Raw genomic sequence first — 19008 nt, forward strand, 5'->3', positions numbered from 1 at the left:
TCCTTGTCTAATTGTTATAGTAGAAAAAACATGAAAAAAACTATTATCACTTTATCTTTTCTGGGCGCAGCGTTTGTTTCCGCCCAGGAGAAGAACACAAATCCGCCAACCAAGGAAAAACAGATCGAAGAAATTACGATTACCAAGACTAAAAAAGCCGTTGAGCAGAAAGCTGACCGTACGATCTTCGATTTTTCGGAACAGCCCCAGCTGAATAACGGAAATGTCCTGGAAGGCATCAAAAAACTTCCGGGACTGGTTTCTACAGATATTGCAGGAATGATGTACCAGGGGAAAATCCTGGATGTTTACCTCAACGGGAGGCCTTTGAATATTACCTCCAATGAGCTGAATTCTTTTCTGGAAGGAATGCCTGCCAACTCGGTAGAGAGGATTGAAGTGATTACCCAGCCCGGCGCAGAGTTTCCGGCCACCTCCGGCGGAGCCATCATGAATATCATTACAAATAAAAATGCCAATAAATATTTAACTGCAACGTATTCGGGAAACTACTCTTTCACGAATTACGATAAATACAGAAGCAGGACGAGCAATTCTTTAAACCTGAACGCCAGAAATAAAATCTTCGGATGGCAGCTGAATGTGGGACAGAATTACCGGGAAAGCATGCTGGATACTAATCAGAACGACCTGTTAATAAGTAATACAGACCGGTACGGGCGGGGATATTTTGCAAAATCAGGATTAACTTTTGACCTCGGACAGGACCGTTTACTGGTCAATTATGACCTCTACCACAATAATAATGACAACTATACTTTAAGTAACGGCGACGGACAGGAGAAAAAGCCCATCGTCAATACAAACCCGCAGCAATACACCTACAGGGATTTCATTTTTGATGCATCTGATGCGGCACATACGCTCAATACAAGACAGGAAGCTGTAGTAACGTATCAGAAACGCTTCACGGAAAAAACCCAGAAACTGGACTTCCAGTTCGGATATACAAAATCTGACAGCAAGTTCGTGCAGGATAATATTTTCCGGGACATTACTTTTGCAAACACGGCCTCTGAGCAAAGGATCTCCCTTGGAAATCTGTTAAATAATACATCCGATATGAGTGTTGCCAATTTCAAAGTAGACTATTCTCAGCCGGTTAAGCTTCTGGACGGCGGAAAAGTAAGCCTGGGGGGATTGTATGAAAATCAGAATTTTGATACGGAAAGTAAAGGCATCACCAATTTAGAATATAAAAGACAAACCACCGCAACCTATCTGGAACTCCAGGCTAAACTGAAAAAGTTTGACTTTATTTTAGGAACGCGGGCCGAAAATTATGATATTTCCGGAGTTACAAGATATTACGGTAATAACAATGCCGTGATTGAAGCTGACCTTCTCCCTTTCAATAAGTTCAAGCTGTTTCCCAATGCAAGCGTACAGTATAATCTGATGAACCAGGTGTATATTGCTGCCAACTACAACAAGAAAATCAACCTGCCGAGTATTTCCGCCCTAAACCCAAATAACACAACTTTCCAGGGGCCCAATACCCAGGTTACCGGTAACCCGAACCTGCAGCCAACAATTTTTGACAATTATGAAATAAAAATATCTGCTTTCGATTACGCATTTATCGGATACAGCGTGAGTTCCGCTAAAAACCAGGTGGCACAGATCATCAGGAAAGACGGCAAAAACCTGTTTAATGAACAGATTAATATTTCAGAAATGAAGATTCATAATTTTAATCTCGGATTGCCGGTCCCGTTTATGATCTTCAGCAAACCACTGAGCGAAATCATGAAGTTTGATTTTAATCCTGACAAAATTAATTTCATGTATCTGTACGCAGGTTACCAGAAGCATGAAATTGAAAACCTGAACAACAGAGGTTTCTGGATTTTCAATATCATGGCTCAGGTAATTTTGCCGAAAGATGTTAAACTGACGGCAAACTACAGTTATCTGACCCCAAAAGCCGGCTATTTCTATTTTACTGCAGAAAAGCCTTTCAACAATTCATTCGATCTTACACTGACAAAGAAATTCATGGATAACCGACTGACGGTATCGGTCTTTGCAAATGACATTTTCAACGGGCAGGTAATGCAGGTCCGCTCGAATCCGCCTCTGGGAGAATCCGTCTATATGAGGAATAAATATGACACCCGAAACTTCGGATTATCGGTCAATTATAAAATTCCGACGAAAAACAAACTGGCCAAAGAGGACCAGAGTATTCTGAAAGAAAACAAAAAGGAAGACAGCAGCGGCGTGATGAACCAAGGCCAGTAATAACAGATTTAAGTACACAGAAATAAAGAACCCCCTTGATTTTAAGAAGTCAGAGGGGTTTTTACTATAAAATCCCCGGAATTCTGATGGCGCCATTAAAAAAATCTTAATTTCAATGCTGCCATGATCCGCGAAAAGTATTTTTCTCTATTTTTAAAGAAAATTTTGAATGACAAAAATTACAACCAACGAAAGCATTTTTTTACGCATAAGCCCTTTAAAAAGAGCCGCTATAAGTCTTTTTGCTGCGGCGTTGGTTTTCTTTTTGATTTTCAGGCTGAACCTTAAACCGCTCATCCTGCTTATTTTCTGCTGGCTGTCTTTTTCCCTGGTCTTTCTTTTTCTGGATTGGCAGGTGATTCTCCACAGGAAAGTGGATGACATCCGTAAAAAAGCCAGGGCCGATGACGGAAATGCTGTCTTTGTTTTTACCACCATTATCGTTGCCTCTTTTGCAAGTATGTTTGCCATGTTTTTTCTGGTCACTTCCAAAGACAAGCTGGTACAGAAAGAAATCTATTTCCTTCCGGTTGTACTCTGTGCCATGATCCTGTCATGGATTCTCGTACAGACGCAGTACATCTTTCATTATGCCCGGGAATATTATGATGAGGATGCTTCCGGCAGAAAAGAGGAAATCGGTGGCCTGGAGTTTCCGAAAGAAGACAAAAACGAACCATACCATCCCGATTATATGGATTTTGCCTATTACTCGTTCTGCATGGGCTGCACCTTCCAGGTTTCTGACGTCAGCATTACTTCCAGGAATTTAAGAAAAATAACCATGATCCACGGACTGCTTGCTTTCTTCATGAATACTTTTGTGGTGGCGCTCACCATTAACCTGGTAGCAGGGCTCAATGGTTAAATGACTGCTTGGTGGTCTTAAAAACCGACCGTCTGAAAGGTCCAGTCCGATGTGTCAATTAATGTCAGCCGGTTCAAAGGCAGAGGCAGATCCGTTATGATGCTCAGGGCTAAACCGGCCATCATGCTTCCCACGATTCCCGGCAGGGCTCCCAGGACACCCAGACTGTCACAATCGGGAATGTCCTCTTCAAAAGGCGGCTCCGGAAAAATATCCCTCAGGTTCCGGCTCCCGTTACAGTTAAAAACAGCGACCTGGCCTGAAAATCCCAAAATACTTCCGTACACCAGAGGTTTCCCCAACTTCACACAGGTATCATTAATCAGGTATCTTGTTGAAAAGTTATCAGAACCATCAATAATAAGATCGAACCGGGAGAGGATTTCTTCAGCATTATCAGCGGTAATTTTTTTTTCGATTGCAATGAAATCAATCTGGTGATTAAGATTCTTCACAAAAGCTTCTGCGCTTTTCACTTTTGATTTTCCAACTGAATTTTCGTTATGGATAACCTGCCGGTTTAAATTATGCAATTCCACCTTATCAAAATCCGCCACTCCCAAAATTCCGGTTCCTGCTGCTGCCAGGTATTGAATGACAGGGCTTCCCAGCCCTCCTGCCCCGACAACCAGTACTTTGGATCCCATAATCTTCCGCTGTCCTTCCAATCCGATTTCTTTAATGAAAACCTGCCGGCTGTACCGTGCAAAAACATCTTCTTTTTTCATGAGTTGAGTTATATATTGAGCTGCCGGCTTTTAGTTATCAAAGATTAACGGGTTTTACGTAAAACCTACGGTTGAATTTTAAATTTGAATTCCGCTATAAACAGCATCCCAGTCCTTCATTACCGGATCATATCCGGCTTTCCGGATGACGTTTTTAATTTCTTCCATGCTTCTTTCATCACTGGTTTCAAACTGTTCCAGAGATTCTTTGTCAACGGCATATCCGCCGGGATTGGTTTTAGACGCTGCACTCATTGCTGTTGCTCCCAGTGAAATGATATGATCCCGGAACTTTTCGCTTTCTCTCGTGGAGATGGAAATCTCCAAATCCTCGTTCCAGATTCGGTATGCGCAGATCAATTGCAATAAATCTTTATCTGACATTATAAAATTCGGTTCAATCATTCCTTCTGCGGGCCGGAGCCTCGGAAATGAAACGGAAAATTTACTTTTCCAATACTTCTTTTGAAGATAATCAATGTGGAACGCATTAAAAAAACTGTCTGTCCGCCAGTCTTCTAAGCCCAGCAGAACACCCAGCCCCATTTTATGAATTCCTGCTTTCCCAATTCTGTCAGGTGTTTCCAGACGGAAATTGAAATTCGACTTCTTTCCCTTCGGATGATATGCTTTATATACTTCCTGATGATAAGTTTCCTGATACACCAGAACAGCATTTACGCCTGCATCGTGAAGCTGCCGGTATTCTTCTTCTGACAAAGGCTGGACCTCGATGGATATATTAGCGAAATGTGGTTTCAGCAGACGCACAGCGTTCAAAAAGTAATCAATTCCAACTGTTTTATTCGCTTCACCGCTCACCAGTAAAACATGATTTACGCCCATTGATTTCAAAACGGTTCCTTCAATCATTAATTCCGTATTGGAAAGCGTCTTTCTTTTAATGGAATTATCCAGACTGAAACCGCAGTAGGTACAAATGTTCTGGCATTCATTACTTAGATACAACGGGGCATATAACTGAATTGTCTTCCCGAATCGTTTTTGAGTGAGCTGCTGCGTTATTTTTGCCATCACTTCCAGCTTTTGTGAGGCTACAGGGGAAATAAGGTTCAGAAAATCCTCAATTGTTTTATTTTTCTTGTAAAGGCTTCTTTCAACATCCGGCAAGGTTACTTTTTCAAGTTTCTCTTTTACCTCACCCCACCGGTATTTTTCAAAAAAATTTCTAAAATTCTCCATCCCTTTATGTTTAATCAAACAGAAAAGACGTCAGCGGGCTTGATGCTTCCGCATGTTCTGCAATCGCTCCCAGGCCGGATTCAAAAGCCCTTCTTCCGGCAATTACACCTTCTTTAAAGGCCAGAGCCATGCTTACCGGATTGCCGGCTACTGCAATGGCCGTATTTACCAGAACCGCATCCGCTCCCATCTCCATTGCTTTTGCCGCATCGGAAGGTGCCCCGATACCGGCATCCACTACTACGGGAACATTGCTCTGGCTGATGATAATTTCTAAAAAATCCAGTGTCCTCAGGCCTTTATTGGTGCCGATCGGTGCTCCGAGAGGCATAACTACTGCTGTTCCGGCATCTTCAAGCCGTTTGCACAGTACCGGATCTGCATGAATGTAAGGCATCACGATAAACCCCAGCTTTGCCAGCTCTTCCGTTGCATACAATGTTTCAATAGGATCAGGCAAAAGATATTTCGGATCCGGATGGATTTCCAGCTTTACCCAGTTGGTTTCCAGGGCTTCTCTTGCCAACTGTGCCGCAAGCACAGCTTCTTTGGCTGTTCTTGCTCCTGAAGTATTGGGTAGGAGATGCGTTTTAGCCGGTCTTAATGCACTCAGCAGATCATCATCTGACGATCGGGAGTCCATGCGTTTTAATGCCATGGTGACCATTTCACTTCCTGAAGCAATGATGGCACTGGTCATTTCCGAGAGGTTACCGAATTTTCCCGTTCCCAGGAACAGCCTCGATTCAAAAGTTCTGTCTGCGATGGTTAGTGTCTGATTATTCATTGTACTGCTGTTTTAAATTTTTTAATAACGGATGGCTGCCGGGTGATCTGCCCTGAAACGGCAACACCATAGATCCCGATCTGCTGCAGGAGCTCTACGTCCCCTGCAACCACCCCGCCGATGGCAAATATTCTGGGAATTTTTAGTGATTTGGAATGTAATTCCTCCATAATTTTCTGATAGCCTTTAAAGCCCAATACCGGGCTCAGCTGTTCTTTGGTTGAGGTAAACCTCAGCGGTCCCAGACCGATATAATCACAGGATTCATTCATCCTCCGGAGAACATCTGCCAATGTATTGGCCGTACCTCCAATGATTTTATTTTCGCCTAATATAGAACGTGCTGTTTCTATAGAAGCATCCTGTAGCCCCAAATGAATTCCGTCTGCATCTGCATTTTTTGCGGCCTGAACATGATCGTTGATGATACAGACCGCCTCATAAGACGAGCAAAGCTTTTTTGAAGTTTCACAAAGGCGTATGAATTCATTTTCAGGTGCATTTTTCCAACGCACCTGTACCCATTTTATGCCGTGATCAAGAGCATTATGAATGTTGAGTTCCTGCTCTTCGATTGTCAGTCCCTGTGATATATACTGTATTTTTTCCATTATTTATTTTAAATGAACTCCTGATAAAGCAGGGTTGGTTATTAAAATTCCATCTTACTGTTGCGGCATTAAATTTATACGGTTCACATTTGCCGGATTGCCTGCCTGCAAGATCTGAAAACCTGCAAAGGTTCCTCATTTTCCCAGATGGCTCCCAATAAAGCGGCACCGTCTGCCCCGTTTTCGAAAATATCCTGAATATTATATTGAGTAATCCCTCCCAGGGCAACCAACTGCACATACGGGTTGCTTCGTTTTTTAACTTCAGGTAAAACCGTTGAATGTCCTCCGTATCCTTTTTTGGAAATACTCGGGAATACCGGACTGACAAATGCATATGCCCAGCTTTTATCCAATTCATTAAACGTTTCCATATCATGAACGGATGTTGAAATAATTTTCCCTGTAAAAGAAATTTGCCGATGATTCTTCCGGTCGGTTTCCCTGAAATGAAGCCTTGAAATATCAAATTGTTCCGCCAGTTCATAATGGCTGCACAAGACCAACCGTTTACGGAATCCTGAATCTATATTCCGGATAAATTCCATTATTTCATTCCGGGACATAAAGGGTTTCCTCAGATGAAGCAGATCCAGCCCTTCCCGAAACAATCCATTGATGATTTCAGTTTCTTTATTTACATTTTTTTCGGGTGTGATAACGATGATCATATATAAATTTCCTTCCCGCTTTCAATGAATTCCCGGGATTTATCAAACATTCCTTTTTCTGCAGATTCACGGATTTCCTGGGTGATTTTCATGGAACAGAATTTCGGTCCGCACATTGAACAGAAATGCGCTACCTTCGCTCCGTCTGCCGGAAGCGTCTCATCATGATAAGACCTTGCGGTTTCAGGATCCAGCGATAAATTAAACTGGTCTTCCCAGCGGAATTCAAACCTGGCTTTGCTCAAAGCATTGTCTCTGTACTGTGCTCCGGGGTGCCCTTTTGCCAAGTCTGCCGCATGAGCAGCCAGCTTATAGGTAATCACGCCTGTTTTTACATCTTCTTTATTCGGAAGCCCCAAATGTTCTTTCGGCGTTACGTAACACAACATCGCACAACCGAACCAGCCAATCATCGCGGCCCCGATTCCTGACGTAATATGGTCGTAACCCGGAGCAATATCCGTTGTCAAAGGTCCTAATGTATAAAAAGGAGCTTCGGCACAGACTTCCAGCTGCTTTTCCATATTTTCTTTGATCATGTGCATCGGGACGTGGCCGGGACCCTCAACCATTACCTGCACATTGTGTTTCCATGCAATTTTTGTCAGTTCACCTAAAGTTTCCAGTTCGGCAAACTGGGCTTCATCATTCGCATCGGCAATGGATCCCGGGCGAAGGCCGTCTCCCAGAGAAAAGGCAACATCGTATTTTTTCATGATCTCGCAGATTTCCTCGAAATGTGTGTACAGAAAATTTTCTTTATGATGAAACAGGCACCATTTCGCCATGATTGAACCGCCTCTGGAAACAATTCCCGTCACACGGTTTGCGGTCAGGTGGATATACCTCAGCAAAACCCCGGCGTGAATGGTGAAATAAGAAACACCCTGTTCTGCCTGTTCGATCAATGTATCTTTAAAAATTTCCCACGTCAGGTCCTCGGCAACGCCTTTTACTTTTTCCAGTGCCTGATAAACCGGGACGGTACCGATCGGAACCGGGCTGTTTCTGATGATCCATTCCCTGGTTTCGTGGATGTTTTTTCCGGTGGACAGATCCATAATCGTATCTGCGCCCCACCGGCACGCCCAGACTGCTTTCTCCACTTCTTCTTCAATGCCTGATGAAACGGCACTGTTTCCGATATTCGCATTGATTTTGACCAGAAAGTTCCGCCCGATAATCATCGGCTCGCTTTCCGGATGATTGATATTGTTAGGGATAATGGCCCTTCCTGCTGCAATTTCGTCCCGTACGAATTCAGGCGTAATCTTGCTTTTCGGAGTTTTTGCTCCAAAGCTGTTTCCCGGATGCTGGGCAGCCATGTCTTTTGAAACGCAATCCAATTGTTCGATCCGTTGATTTTCCCGGATGGCAATGTATTCCATTTCAGGCGTGATGATGCCCTGCCTGGCATAATACAGCTGGGTAATTTCTTTCCCGGCTTTGGAAACCTTGGGTTTATGATTGTAGGAAAAACGCAGTTCATCCAGTTTTGCATCTGCTAAACGGGCTTTTCCATAGTCGGAAGTAATTCCACCCAAAACTTCTGTATCATTTCTGTCTGAAATCCATTGTTCCCTGATTCTCGGAAGGCCTTTTTCAATATTGATTTCTGAATCTTCATCGGTGTAAGGCCCGGAAGTATCGTATACCGTAACAGGCAGATTCTCTACTAATGTGCCGTTGGTAAGTTTGGTCGGACTTAAATGTATTTCCCGCATTGCTACATGAATCGGATGAATATTCCCTTCAACATAGATTTTTTTTGAGTTCGGAAACGGTGAACGTGTAATGTTATGAGCCATAAAATATTTTTTATCCGCCTTGGGTAGCGGTGATGATTAAGATTGAATCTTTGTTTCTGAGAATGGTTTCCGGCCAGGATGACTGCGGAATTATACGGTTGTTGAGCGCTACGGCAATCCCTTTTTTCTTTTCGGGTATTTCCATAGCCATTAATGCTTCCAGGTTTTCCGGAAGTACATCAAACTTTTTCTGGGTGTGGTTGATTGTGAGCTCCATTCCTAAATTTTTAAATATACTTTAGGAATGCCCGTCATTGTACAATAGAATGTACAGCAAAAGTCATTTCACTTTTCCCTACGCTGGTATAATCCAGATCAGGTTCAAAGGGTAAAATCTCAGTCTGCTCATCACAGACACCCCTAAAGTCCGGACGAAGGTAGTTATTTTTTTGAATTCAGCAAAATTTTAACAAAAAAGGCCATCCCGATCTGAGAAAGCCTTATCTATTATTTTAAAACGTTGGTGTAACTACAGGCCAAACATTTTCTTTCTCCTGTAAGAATATCATTTTTTTCAAAAAAAATTTTCAGCTTGGCCGGCTGCGGTTGCCCTGACTAAGGATTAAAGAAAATAAGATAAGCCTGCCTTGTAACGATTAAGCCTGTCCAGCAAACCATTATATCCTCCGTTGATCACTTTAGTAATCTTTTTAAAAACAACAAGATTATTGCCGGCATCAATACTTTTGATGATATCGATCTGATCAGCCAGTGCATTTAGTTTCCTGTTATTCCAGAACCAACCTGCACTTGCGGCTGCATTTTTTAACTGAACATCGCTGCATTTTGTTACATTCTTCCCGCCGAGCAATGTCAGATTGAGGATAAAATCTGTTCCTAAAGCCGCAGAAACTGCTTTATAATTGGCTCTTCCTGTGATCTGTATCAGGCCGCGCCCTTTAAATTTAATACCATCTCCTTTTTGGGTATTCCCCAAATCAGCCCTTCCTTCATAAGCGCTTCCACTTGCCAATTCTTCAGTATAAAACAAACCGCCGCTTTCATGCCCTACCTGTGCCAAAAAGTTAAGCATCCTGGAAGGTGTATTGATCGAAAATTTATCGCACGTATCTATAACATACGGTAAGAATTTAGAGGCATATGTTGATTTGGAACACGTAGCTTCTTTGAGTTGTCCAAGTGTAAGCATAATTATTGTTTTTTTAGTTAGGCATATAGTTGTAAATAAACAATAAAAATAGATTAAACTTATTATTTAGAAATCAGTATTTCCACTGAATTTGTGACAGGAAGAATCATAGCTCTTCACAAGCTTTCCAGATCGCATCATTCTGCGGAACGGGAGCTGTAATTTCTACATTTTCTTTGGTAACGGGATGAATGAACTCCAGCTTTCTGGCGTGAAGATTAATACCGCCGTCCGGATTGGAGCGGGGTGCGCCGTATTTTAAATCTCCTTTAATCGGAACCCCGGTTTTTGACAGCTGTGCCCTGATCTGGTGATGCCTGCCGGTTTCCAAGTCAATTTCCAGCAAAAGATAATTGTCCAGGCTTTTAATGATATTATAAGTAAGAACTGCCTCTTTAGCGCCCTCCGTTACTTTTGTAAAAACAATAGCTTTATTGTTTTTTTCATTTTTCTGAAGATAATGGACCAGCCTTCGGCTTTGCGGAATCATTTCTTTTGCCACCACGGCCCAATATGTTTTTTTAATTTCACGGTTTTTCACCATCTGTGTCAAGCGGGACAGTGCTTTGGATGTCTTGGCGTAAATCACTAAACCGGAAGTCGGCCTGTCAATACGGTGAACCAAACCCAGAAACACATTTCCCGGCTTGCCATCCCTCTTTTTTATAAAATTCTTAATGGTGTCGAGCAGAGACTCATCGCCTGTTTTATCACCTTGTACAAGCTGCCCGACTTTTTTATTGATCACCAGAAGGTGATTATCTTCATATACAATCTGTTCCTCCATAAATTATTGACGATAACCGGGCCTGTTGGTGAATGATATGATGATGCCTGCCAGAAGGCCGAGTGTCTTGATTCCTGAAATTTTCCATTCCAAAGGTAAAAATGCGCCGATGATGCATAATCCCGCTGCGCCATACATGCCATACATCAAATTCCTGTTGGTAAGGAAAGGTGCCTGTAAAAAAAAGCTGGCCCCGATTAATACATAAAATACCCTCCGGGAAAGCAGATTATTAATTTCCGGTGAAAAAAGGTTAAACCATCCTGCCGCAAGGCAAAGTAAGGCGACGATGGATAAAATCCCCTGAACAGATTGCTGGTTTCTCATGGATTAGTAGCTTTCTTTTTCATTCGGGAAACTTACATCTTTTACATCTTTTACATATCGGGCAACGGCGCCTGTTATTTCTGTATAAAGATCGAGGTATCTCCTAAGGAATTTCGGACTGAAGCCCTGGTTCATTCCTACCATGTCATGGTATACCAGAACCTGGCCGTCACAATCAGCACCTGCCCCGATCCCGATGGTAGGTATTGTAATCGCTTCCGTTACTTTTTTTGCCAGATCGGCAGGAATTTTCTCCAAAACCACTGCAAAGCATCCCAATTCTTCCAGAAGCTGTGCATCGGCAATTAATTTTTCGGCTTCAGCTTCTTCTTTAGCCCTTACTTTATAGGTCCCGAATTTATAGATGGACTGAGGCGTTAAACCCAAATGCCCCATCACCGGAATTCCGGCATTGATTATTTTTTTGATGGATTTGGAAATCTCCTTTCCCCCTTCAATTTTTACGGCGTGTGCCCCTCCTTCTTTCATCATCCTTACTGCAGATTCCAATGCTTTTTCAGGATTGCTCTGGTAGGTCCCGAAAGGCAGATCTGCCACCACGAGTGCCCTGTCTGTTCCCCGCACCACACTCTGGGCATGGTAAATCATCTGGTCCAGGGTAATGGGCAGCGTCGTTTCGAAACCTGCCATGACATTAGCTGCGGAATCTCCGATCAGAACGGCATCTATTCCTCCTGCATCCACCATTTTGGCCGTGGTATAGTCATAAGCCGTAAGCATGGTTATTTTATCCTTGTCGAATTTCATTTTACGCAAGGTTTCAGTGGTAACTTTTTTAATTTCAGAATGAACAGACATAAGGTATCTATTTTTAAAAGTTAAAAAGTCGGCACTGAGCCGACTTAAGTTTGTGTATGGTTTTATAAAACTACGTGACCTAGTTTCATTAATTTATCGTGGTTGAGAATTTTGATATTCCGCCCGTCCACTTCAATGAGCTGGTCTCCTTTAAACTCGGAGATCAGACGGATGGCACTTTCGGTAGCGGTCCCGATGATATTGGCGATTTCTTCCCTTGTCAAAGAAATTTTGATAAATCCCTCCGGGTCAACGCCCAATTTCTGCTCCAACAGCAGCAAAATTTCCGCCAGTCTTTCCCTTACCGTTTTTTGTGCAAGAAAAGTAATGGTATTGGATGATTCCCCCAGTTCATAGGAAATTTTCTGAAGCATGACAAAAGAAAGCTGCGGGTCTACTTCCAGCAGGTACATAAAAACATCGGCAGGTAAAAAGGTAGCTTCAATATCCGTCATCGCTTCTGCTTTTGCCTGGAAATTTTCACCACACAGCAAAGAACGGTAGCCGATGATATCGCCTTCCTTGATAAACCTCAAAATCTGGTCTTTGCCAAAAGCCCCGGACTTTGATAATTTTGCCGCTCCTTTTTCTAAAAAGTATACGCCTTTTGGGATTTCCCCGTCTTCGAAAATGGTGTCGTGTTTCTGGAAACTGAGTCTTTTTTTAGCACTTATATATCTCTCAAAATCAGCATTGGAAAGTCTTTCCTTGAATGATTTATCATTAAAAACCCTGGCGAACCTATCTTCGATGGCAATCTGTTGTCCCTGCGACATTTTACATGATATTTATCACAAAAATAGAACTTTTTAACTCGATAAACAAAAAAATTTGTTATAATTTTGTACTTCAATAATTTATGAAGGTGAGCGAAAACTGTTTTCATTGTGGTCAAGATATCGAAAAGGAAAGGATTTTATTTGATGAAAGGATTTTCTGCTGCAACGGTTGCAAATCGGTCTATGAGATTCTGAATATCAATAATTTAGCTAATTTTTACGAACTTAATAAAAGAGCCGGAATCCGGCCGGGCGATGCCAATTCTACCCAGTTTGATTATCTGGATACGCCGGAAATTTTTGAGAAGGTGACGGATTTCTCCGAAGGGGGTACAAGCCTGGTTACATTTAAGATCCCCGTGATCCACTGCTCTTCATGCATCTGGTTACTGGAAAGCCTTCATACATTAAACAAAAACATCAAGTATTCCCAGGTTAATTTTACCCGAAAGACCTTACAAATCTCCTTCAGCCATAATGATTTAAAATTAAGCGAATTAGCCAATTTTTTAACCAATCTGGGCTACAGGCCCGTGATCAGCCTTGAAACAGCTGATAAAAATGTAGAGCACCTGGACAAATCTCTGCTCATTAAGTTTGCCATTGCCGCTTTTGCTTTCGGTAACGGAATGTTCCTGGCTTTCCCTGAATACATCGGGGGTGAAGATTACTGGATGGATCATTACAAAGGGCTTTTCCGGGCTTTGATGTGCATGCTGGCCATTCCCGTTGTGGTTTATTCGGCTTCAGATTATTATAAATCTGCATGGTACGGCTTAAAAAATAAAATCGTCAACATTGACGTGCCGATCGTGCTGGGAATCATTGTGCTTTTCGGGCGGAGTCTATACGAAGTAGCCACCAATTACGGCTCCGGGTATTTTGACACTTTATGCGGGCTCCTGTTCTTCATGCTGTTGGGGAAAATCTTTCAGAAAAGAACATACAATGCCTTATCCTACGACAGGGATTACAAATCCTTTTACCCGATTGCCGTAACGAAGGTTGACTTTGAGGGGAAACAGGACAACATCCTGCTGTCCGAAATTAAAATCGGGGACCGGATCATGGTGAGAAACCAGGAAATCATCCCCGTTGATGCCATTTTGATTAATGGCGAGGGAAATATCGACAACAGCTTCATTACGGGAGAAAGCGCCACCATCGGTAAACAGCCGGGAGATAAAATCTTCGCGGGAGGGAAACAGATCGGTTCTTCCCTGGAACTGGAAGTGATAAAAAATGTAGACCAGAGTTATCTGACCCAGCTCTGGAACAAGGAAGCCTTTAAAAAACATGAAACCGGACTTGATACGCTGACAAATAGTGTAAGCAAATATTTCACGTTCATTATTCTGGGAATCGCTTTAATTTCCGGGGTTTACTGGTATTTTGTTGATTTAGACACAATGTTCCAGGTGGTATCTGCCATTCTGATCATTGCCTGCCCGTGTGCGCTTGCCCTATCTGCTCCATTCACCTTCGGGCACATTATGCGGATCCTGGGACGGAATAAATTCTATGTTAAAGATACCCTTACCATTGAAAAAATTGCCAAGCTCGATACGATTGTCTTTGATAAAACAGGAACCATCACGCACAGGAAAAAGTCAAATATAAAATACGACGGCGCTGAAATCAAAGAGTTTGATTTATTGAATATCAAGACTTTATTAAAAAATTCAAACCACCCGCTGTCCAAGTCGCTGTATGAATTTCTTGATGTGACGGATGCATACTTTCCTGTTGAAAATTTCCGGGAGATTTCAGGCAAAGGCTATGAAGCGAGCATAAGAGGAAATATATATAAAATCGGTTCTGCAGCATATAACGGACAGAAATCCAGGAATCTTGAAACAGCTGTCTATATCAGCAGGAACGGTGAATTTTTAGGCAGGTTCATTTTTAAGAATGAATACCGTGAAAACCTGAAGAATTTATTTAAAAAGCTGGGCAGTTACAAGGTGTTCATTTTAAGCGGGGACAATTCGTCTGAAGAACACCAGCTGAAAGAACTGATCCCGAATTACAAAGCAATGGCCTTTAACCAAAACCCTGAAGACAAGCTGAATTACATCCAGAATCTTCAGAGCCGGAACCTGAGAGTTGCGATGATCGGGGACGGGTTGAATGATGCGGGTGCCCTGAAACAGAGCAACGTAGGAATTGCCATTGCAGATGACAGCAACAGTTTTACTCCTTCTTCAGACGTTATCATGAACGGTGAAAAGGTAGTCACCCTGGACAGGTACCTAAATGTATGCAAGGGTTCCATTAAAATTGTGAAAATGACATTTATAATCAGTTTTCTTTATAATATTGTTGGTTTAAGCTATGCAGTTACAGGCCATATGCATCCGCTTTTTGCTGCGCTGATCATGCCGGCAAGTTCAATCACAGTTGTTTCATTTACTACTTTTTCCACCTGGATCCTTGGAAGAAAATATTTTAAAAAACGGGCTTAAAACACGCTTATTTAGACTGATTTTAAATTAGCTGAAAAGCGTATTTCGTGATGAAAGTCATTATTTTTCCTTAAATTTGAGACCCGAAAATAGGTTAATTTTGTTGTCTAATGGATATTCTTTATTTAATGATCCTTTGCAGTGTTTCTTTGGCTGCAGTTTTTCTGGTGGTGTTCATCATATATGCCAGAAAAGGACAGTTTGAAGATGATGAATCTCCCGCTGTAAGAATCCTCTTTGATTCTGATGAAATCAAGGAAAAAGACGAAACTCCTGACAATGGAAGCAAAGATGAAAAAGGAGAAAATAATAAAAATTGAAGAAAAAAGTGAATAGTTGATATGGAAACACAGAAGTTTAGTTATGACAACAGTATTGTCCGGGCATTCCTTTATGCGACCGTAGTTTTCGGGATCATAGGGTTTTTGTTTGGGCTTACGGCTGCATTAATGCTTTTCTACCCTGAACTTCCGGAATTTTTGTTCGGAACGGATGACACCACCATTAAAAGCATGGGCGGCGGCATCCAGGGATTGATAAACACACATGGTGCGTTCGGGTTCGGAAGAATCAGGATGCTGCACACGACCACTGTAATTTTTGCATTCGTAATGAACGTTGTGTATGTTGGGGTATATTACTCTTTACAGCGTTTATTGAAAACAAGAATGTACAGTGACACCCTGTCATGGATCCATTTCTGGACCTGGCAGATTATGATCATCGTGACCTACATTACGTTCTTTATGGGAATCAATACTTCAAAAGAATATGCAGAGCACGAATGGCCGATTGATATTTTAATTGCTTTCTCATGGATCATTTTCGGAGCCAATATGTTCCTGACAATTTCCAAAAGAAGAGTAAGACACTTATATGTGGCAATATGGTTCTACATCGGAACCTGGATTGCAGTGGTTATGCTTCACATTTTTAACAACCTGGAAGTTCCTTTGTCTTTCACAGGCTGGAAATCTTATTCAGCATATGCAGGGGTAAAAGATGCCATTGTACAGTGGTGGTACGGACACAATGCAGTAGCATTCGTACTGACAACTCCGGTACTTGGTCTGATGTATTATTTCCTGCCGAAAGCGGCAGACAGACCGGTATTCTCATATAAACTGTCTATTATTCACTTCTGGTCGTTAATTTTTGTATACATCTGGGCAGGTCCTCACCACCTTCAGTATACAGCTTTACCGGCTTGGGCCCAGGCAGTGGGAACAGGTTTCTCCATTATGCTTATTGCCCCATCATGGGGAGGGATGCTTAATGGTCTTCTTACCTTAAGGGGAGCATGGGATAAAGTCCGGGAAAACCCGATCCTGAAGTTCTTTGTGGTAGCCGTTACCTGTTACGGGATGGCAACATTTGAAGGTCCGCTTTTAGCGACTAAAAATATTAATAAAATCGGTCACTTTACAGACTGGGTCATCGGACACGTACATTTAGGTGCACTGGGATGGAACGGTTTCATGGCATTCGGTGTTATCTACTATTTGATCCCGATCTTGTGGAGAACGAAAATCTATTCGGTAAAACTGGCCAACTGGCATTTCTGGCTCGGAACGTTAGGGATTATTTTCTATGCGGTCCCGATGTATATCTCAGGATTTACACAGGGATTGATGTGGAAACAGTTCAACCCGGACGGAACCCTGGTTTGGAAAAACTGGCTGGATACGGTAACCGCGGTTATCCCTTATTTCAAAATGAGGTTTTTCGGTGGTTTCCTGTATCTTTCGGGAGCCTTGTTAATGGTGGTTAACCTGATTGCTACGGTAAGAAAAGGATCATTCCAGAAAGAAGTACCTGCAGAAGCGCCTGCATTGGCAAACATCAGCGGGAAGCGTAAGGAAGGAGAAGGAACACACCTTTGGCTGGAAAGAACTCCGGTATTACTGGGTTTCCTATCCTTATTTGCAATTTCTATCGGAAGTATGACCGAGATTATCCCTACTCTTTCTCTTAAGAAAAGTGTACCTACCATTTCTGCGGTGAAACCTTATTCTCCGCTGGAGCTTGAAGGGCGGGACCTGTATATCAGAGAAGGATGTAATGCATGCCACTCGCAGATGGTAAGACCGTTCAGGGATGAGATCGTAAGATTCAACGGTAAAAACGGACAGTACTCCAAAGCCGGAGAATTTATCTATGACAGACCGTTCCTTTGGGGATCCAAAAGGACAGGACCGGATTTGCATAGAGAAGGAGGTAAAAACCCGAGTTCTTGGCACTATAAGCATATGTATAACCCAAGATCTACCTCCGCAGGTTCTATCATGCCTCGTTATCCATGGCTGATCGCCACCAACCTGGACAGGTCTAAAATGGTGGATAAAATGAAGCTGATGAAGAATGCTTTTGAAGTTCCTTATACGAAAGCTGAAATTGATTCCGCCAATTCATGGGCAGACAACCAGGCAACTAAAATCGTAAGGGATATCTTATCCGAAGCACCTGACCTTAAAGATGCATATGCAAAGAGGCCAAAAGGAGAACTGGAGAAAAAAGAAATTGTAGCGCTGATCTCTTATCTGCAAAGATTAGGAACGGATATTAAGACAACTGAAATAAAAACAGCAAGTAATAACTAATATTAAAAGGATCACATCATGATACCGCAGAATTTCAAAGACATTTTATCAAACACCGATAATGCTGGTTTTTACCAGACACTGGCTCTGATTTTCTTTATGCTGTTCTTCATTGCTCTGGTTATATATGTTTTCAGCAAGCCGAAAAAATATTATAAGGAAGAGGAAGAAGCACCATTGCAGGATGATGAGGATGATGATTTCAATCTAAAAAATTAACTTTTTATTATGAAACAAAGAACACCGGTTGTTGTAAACATTTTAATAATAATTGGACTTTTAATAGTTTTTTATTATCTGTTTGTACAGAGTTATGAATTCTTTCGCTCGCCGTATTTCTGGGGGACTGTGGTAATTGCTGGTATTTTAGCATACATCCACAGTGCAATCGGAGACCTTATTGAAAACAATAAATTCAAAAGGCTGTCTCCAGAAGAAAAAGCGGCTTATCTGTCGGAAAAAAGAGTACCTTATCTGGTAAGATTATACAGTGCAGCCTTTAAAAAGCAGTCTGCAGACGAAGAAAAGGATATCCTTATTGACCACGGTTTCGACGGAATAATGGAACTGGATAACCAGTTGCCGAAATGGTGGCTTGGATTGTTCTACTTTGGCACCGTTTTTTGTATTGTATATGTAGCAGCGTATTCTTTTACAGATTTTGCCCACCCGATCAACGAGTATGAGCAGGAATATAAGGAACAGATTGCAGCGATTGATATTTACAACAAGACCCAGCCGCCTGTAACCATTGAAACCGCTAAATATTCAGCTGATAATATTGCAGAAGGTAAAGAATTGTTTAAAACAAACTGTGCATCATGCCACAAGGAAGACGGTAGTGGAGGTATCGGGCCAAACCTTACTGATAACTACTGGATCAACCAGCCTGAGAAAACGCTGTTTAAAACGGTTTTCCATATGGACTGGAACGGTTCTCCAACGAACCCTGCCATGAGGGCATTTGGTAAAAACGGTGAAGTATCGGGTGCTGAAATTGAAAAAATTGCAGCATACGTATATCACATTAACCAGGAATTGCCTCCTGTATCGAAAGATAAAGGCGGAGCAGCTCCTCAGGGTACCGAGGCGCACTGGGAAAAGGAATAATTTTAATTAAAAAATTAAACATATGAGAAA

The 19008-nt window shown here is 42.1% G+C and carries 19 protein-coding genes and 1 riboswitch; of the genes, 7 read left to right on the plus strand and 12 right to left on the minus strand.

The features are described from left to right. Nucleotides 1–30: 30 nt before the first annotated feature. Both SD427_RS17530 and SD427_RS17535 read left to right on the plus strand, forming a co-directional pair. On the plus strand, nt 31–2265 hold the full coding sequence (locus SD427_RS17530) for a TonB-dependent receptor domain-containing protein (protein ID WP_320559068.1): 2235 nt from the start codon (nt 31–33) through the stop codon (nt 2263–2265). A gap of 169 nt (nt 2266–2434) precedes the next feature. After that, a complete protein-coding gene (locus SD427_RS17535; RefSeq protein WP_320559069.1) occupies nt 2435–3133 on the plus strand; it encodes a DUF1345 domain-containing protein in 699 nt (232 codons plus the stop codon). A 17-nt stretch (nt 3134–3150) separates the two neighbouring features. On the opposite strand, the gene SD427_RS17540 is transcribed toward SD427_RS17535, so the two are convergent. The 12 genes from SD427_RS17540 to SD427_RS17595 form a co-directional block, all read right to left on the minus strand. Beyond that, nucleotides 3151–3861, minus strand: coding sequence for a HesA/MoeB/ThiF family protein (locus SD427_RS17540; RefSeq protein ID WP_320559070.1), 711 nt, complete (start codon nt 3859–3861; stop codon nt 3151–3153). A gap of 78 nt (nt 3862–3939) precedes the next feature. Then, nucleotides 3940–5064, minus strand: a complete 1125-nt coding sequence (gene thiH / locus SD427_RS17545) for a 2-iminoacetate synthase ThiH (RefSeq protein WP_320559071.1) — start codon at nt 5062–5064, stop codon at nt 3940–3942. 10 nt (nt 5065–5074) lie between these two features. Continuing rightward, on the minus strand, nt 5075–5851 hold the full coding sequence (locus tag SD427_RS17550) for a thiazole synthase (protein WP_320559072.1): 777 nt from the start codon (nt 5849–5851) through the stop codon (nt 5075–5077). Then, nucleotides 5848–6462 carry a thiamine phosphate synthase gene (locus SD427_RS17555; RefSeq protein WP_320559073.1) on the minus strand — a complete coding sequence of 205 codons (615 nt, stop codon included), beginning with the start codon at nt 6460–6462 and terminating at the stop codon, nt 5848–5850. The genes SD427_RS17550 and SD427_RS17555 overlap by 4 nt, the downstream gene beginning before the upstream one ends. 83 nt (nt 6463–6545) lie before the next feature. Then, nucleotides 6546–7133, minus strand: coding sequence for a thiamine phosphate synthase (locus SD427_RS17560; protein WP_320559074.1), 588 nt, complete (start codon nt 7131–7133; stop codon nt 6546–6548). After that, on the minus strand, nt 7130–8941 hold the full coding sequence (gene thiC, locus SD427_RS17565; protein WP_320559075.1) for a phosphomethylpyrimidine synthase ThiC: 1812 nt from the start codon (nt 8939–8941) through the stop codon (nt 7130–7132). Before thiC ends, SD427_RS17560 begins: the two co-directional genes overlap by 4 nt. Nucleotides 8942–8951: 10 nt before the next feature. Further along, complete coding sequence (thiS, locus tag SD427_RS17570) at nt 8952–9158, minus strand: sulfur carrier protein ThiS (protein ID WP_320559076.1); 207 nt, start codon at nt 9156–9158, stop codon at nt 8952–8954. Between the two features lie 58 nt (nt 9159–9216). Next, nucleotides 9217–9313, minus strand: a riboswitch (TPP riboswitch). A gap of 190 nt (nt 9314–9503) precedes the next feature. After that, nucleotides 9504–10091 (minus strand): glycoside hydrolase family 19 protein, encoded by a 588-nt coding sequence (locus SD427_RS17575; protein WP_320559077.1) that lies wholly within the window; start codon nt 10089–10091, stop codon nt 9504–9506. Nucleotides 10092–10197: 106 nt separating this feature from the next. Beyond that, nucleotides 10198–10878 carry an RluA family pseudouridine synthase gene (locus SD427_RS17580; protein WP_320559078.1) on the minus strand — a complete coding sequence of 227 codons (681 nt, stop codon included), beginning with the start codon at nt 10876–10878 and terminating at the stop codon, nt 10198–10200. A 3-nt stretch (nt 10879–10881) separates the two neighbouring features. Next, nucleotides 10882–11205, minus strand: a complete 324-nt coding sequence (locus SD427_RS17585; RefSeq protein WP_320559079.1) for a hypothetical protein — start codon at nt 11203–11205, stop codon at nt 10882–10884. A 3-nt stretch (nt 11206–11208) separates the two neighbouring features. Further along, complete coding sequence (gene panB / locus SD427_RS17590; RefSeq protein ID WP_320559080.1) at nt 11209–12024, minus strand: 3-methyl-2-oxobutanoate hydroxymethyltransferase; 816 nt, start codon at nt 12022–12024, stop codon at nt 11209–11211. A 62-nt stretch (nt 12025–12086) separates the two neighbouring features. Next, nucleotides 12087–12800 carry a Crp/Fnr family transcriptional regulator gene (locus SD427_RS17595; RefSeq protein WP_320559081.1) on the minus strand — a complete coding sequence of 238 codons (714 nt, stop codon included), beginning with the start codon at nt 12798–12800 and terminating at the stop codon, nt 12087–12089. Nucleotides 12801–12889: 89 nt separating this feature from the next. Between SD427_RS17595 and SD427_RS17600 the strand changes: the two genes are divergently transcribed. The 5 genes from SD427_RS17600 (at nt 12890) to SD427_RS17620 (ending at nt 18978) form a co-directional block, all read left to right on the plus strand. Further along, nucleotides 12890–15268 (plus strand): heavy metal translocating P-type ATPase, encoded by a 2379-nt coding sequence (locus SD427_RS17600; protein ID WP_320561059.1) that lies wholly within the window; start codon nt 12890–12892, stop codon nt 15266–15268. Between the two features lie 110 nt (nt 15269–15378). Then, entirely contained in the window at nt 15379–15588 is a 210-nt protein-coding gene (gene ccoS / locus SD427_RS17605; RefSeq protein WP_320559082.1) for a cbb3-type cytochrome oxidase assembly protein CcoS, read from the plus strand. Between the two features lie 21 nt (nt 15589–15609). Further along, the gene (ccoN, locus tag SD427_RS17610) at nt 15610–17868 is read left to right on the plus strand and encodes a cytochrome-c oxidase, cbb3-type subunit I (protein ID WP_320559083.1); all 2259 of its coding nucleotides are present in this window, start codon (nt 15610–15612) and stop codon (nt 17866–17868) included. Between the two features lie 18 nt (nt 17869–17886). Next, a complete protein-coding gene (locus tag SD427_RS17615; protein WP_320559084.1) occupies nt 17887–18087 on the plus strand; it encodes a cbb3-type cytochrome c oxidase subunit 3 in 201 nt (66 codons plus the stop codon). Between the two features lie 9 nt (nt 18088–18096). Further along, nucleotides 18097–18978, plus strand: coding sequence for a cbb3-type cytochrome c oxidase N-terminal domain-containing protein (locus SD427_RS17620; RefSeq protein WP_320559085.1), 882 nt, complete (start codon nt 18097–18099; stop codon nt 18976–18978). Nucleotides 18979–19008 lie beyond the last annotated feature (30 nt).

Origin of the sequence: Chryseobacterium sp. JJR-5R (assembly GCF_034047335.1) — a bacterium.
Taxonomy (GTDB): Bacteria; Bacteroidota; Bacteroidia; order Flavobacteriales; family Weeksellaceae; genus Chryseobacterium.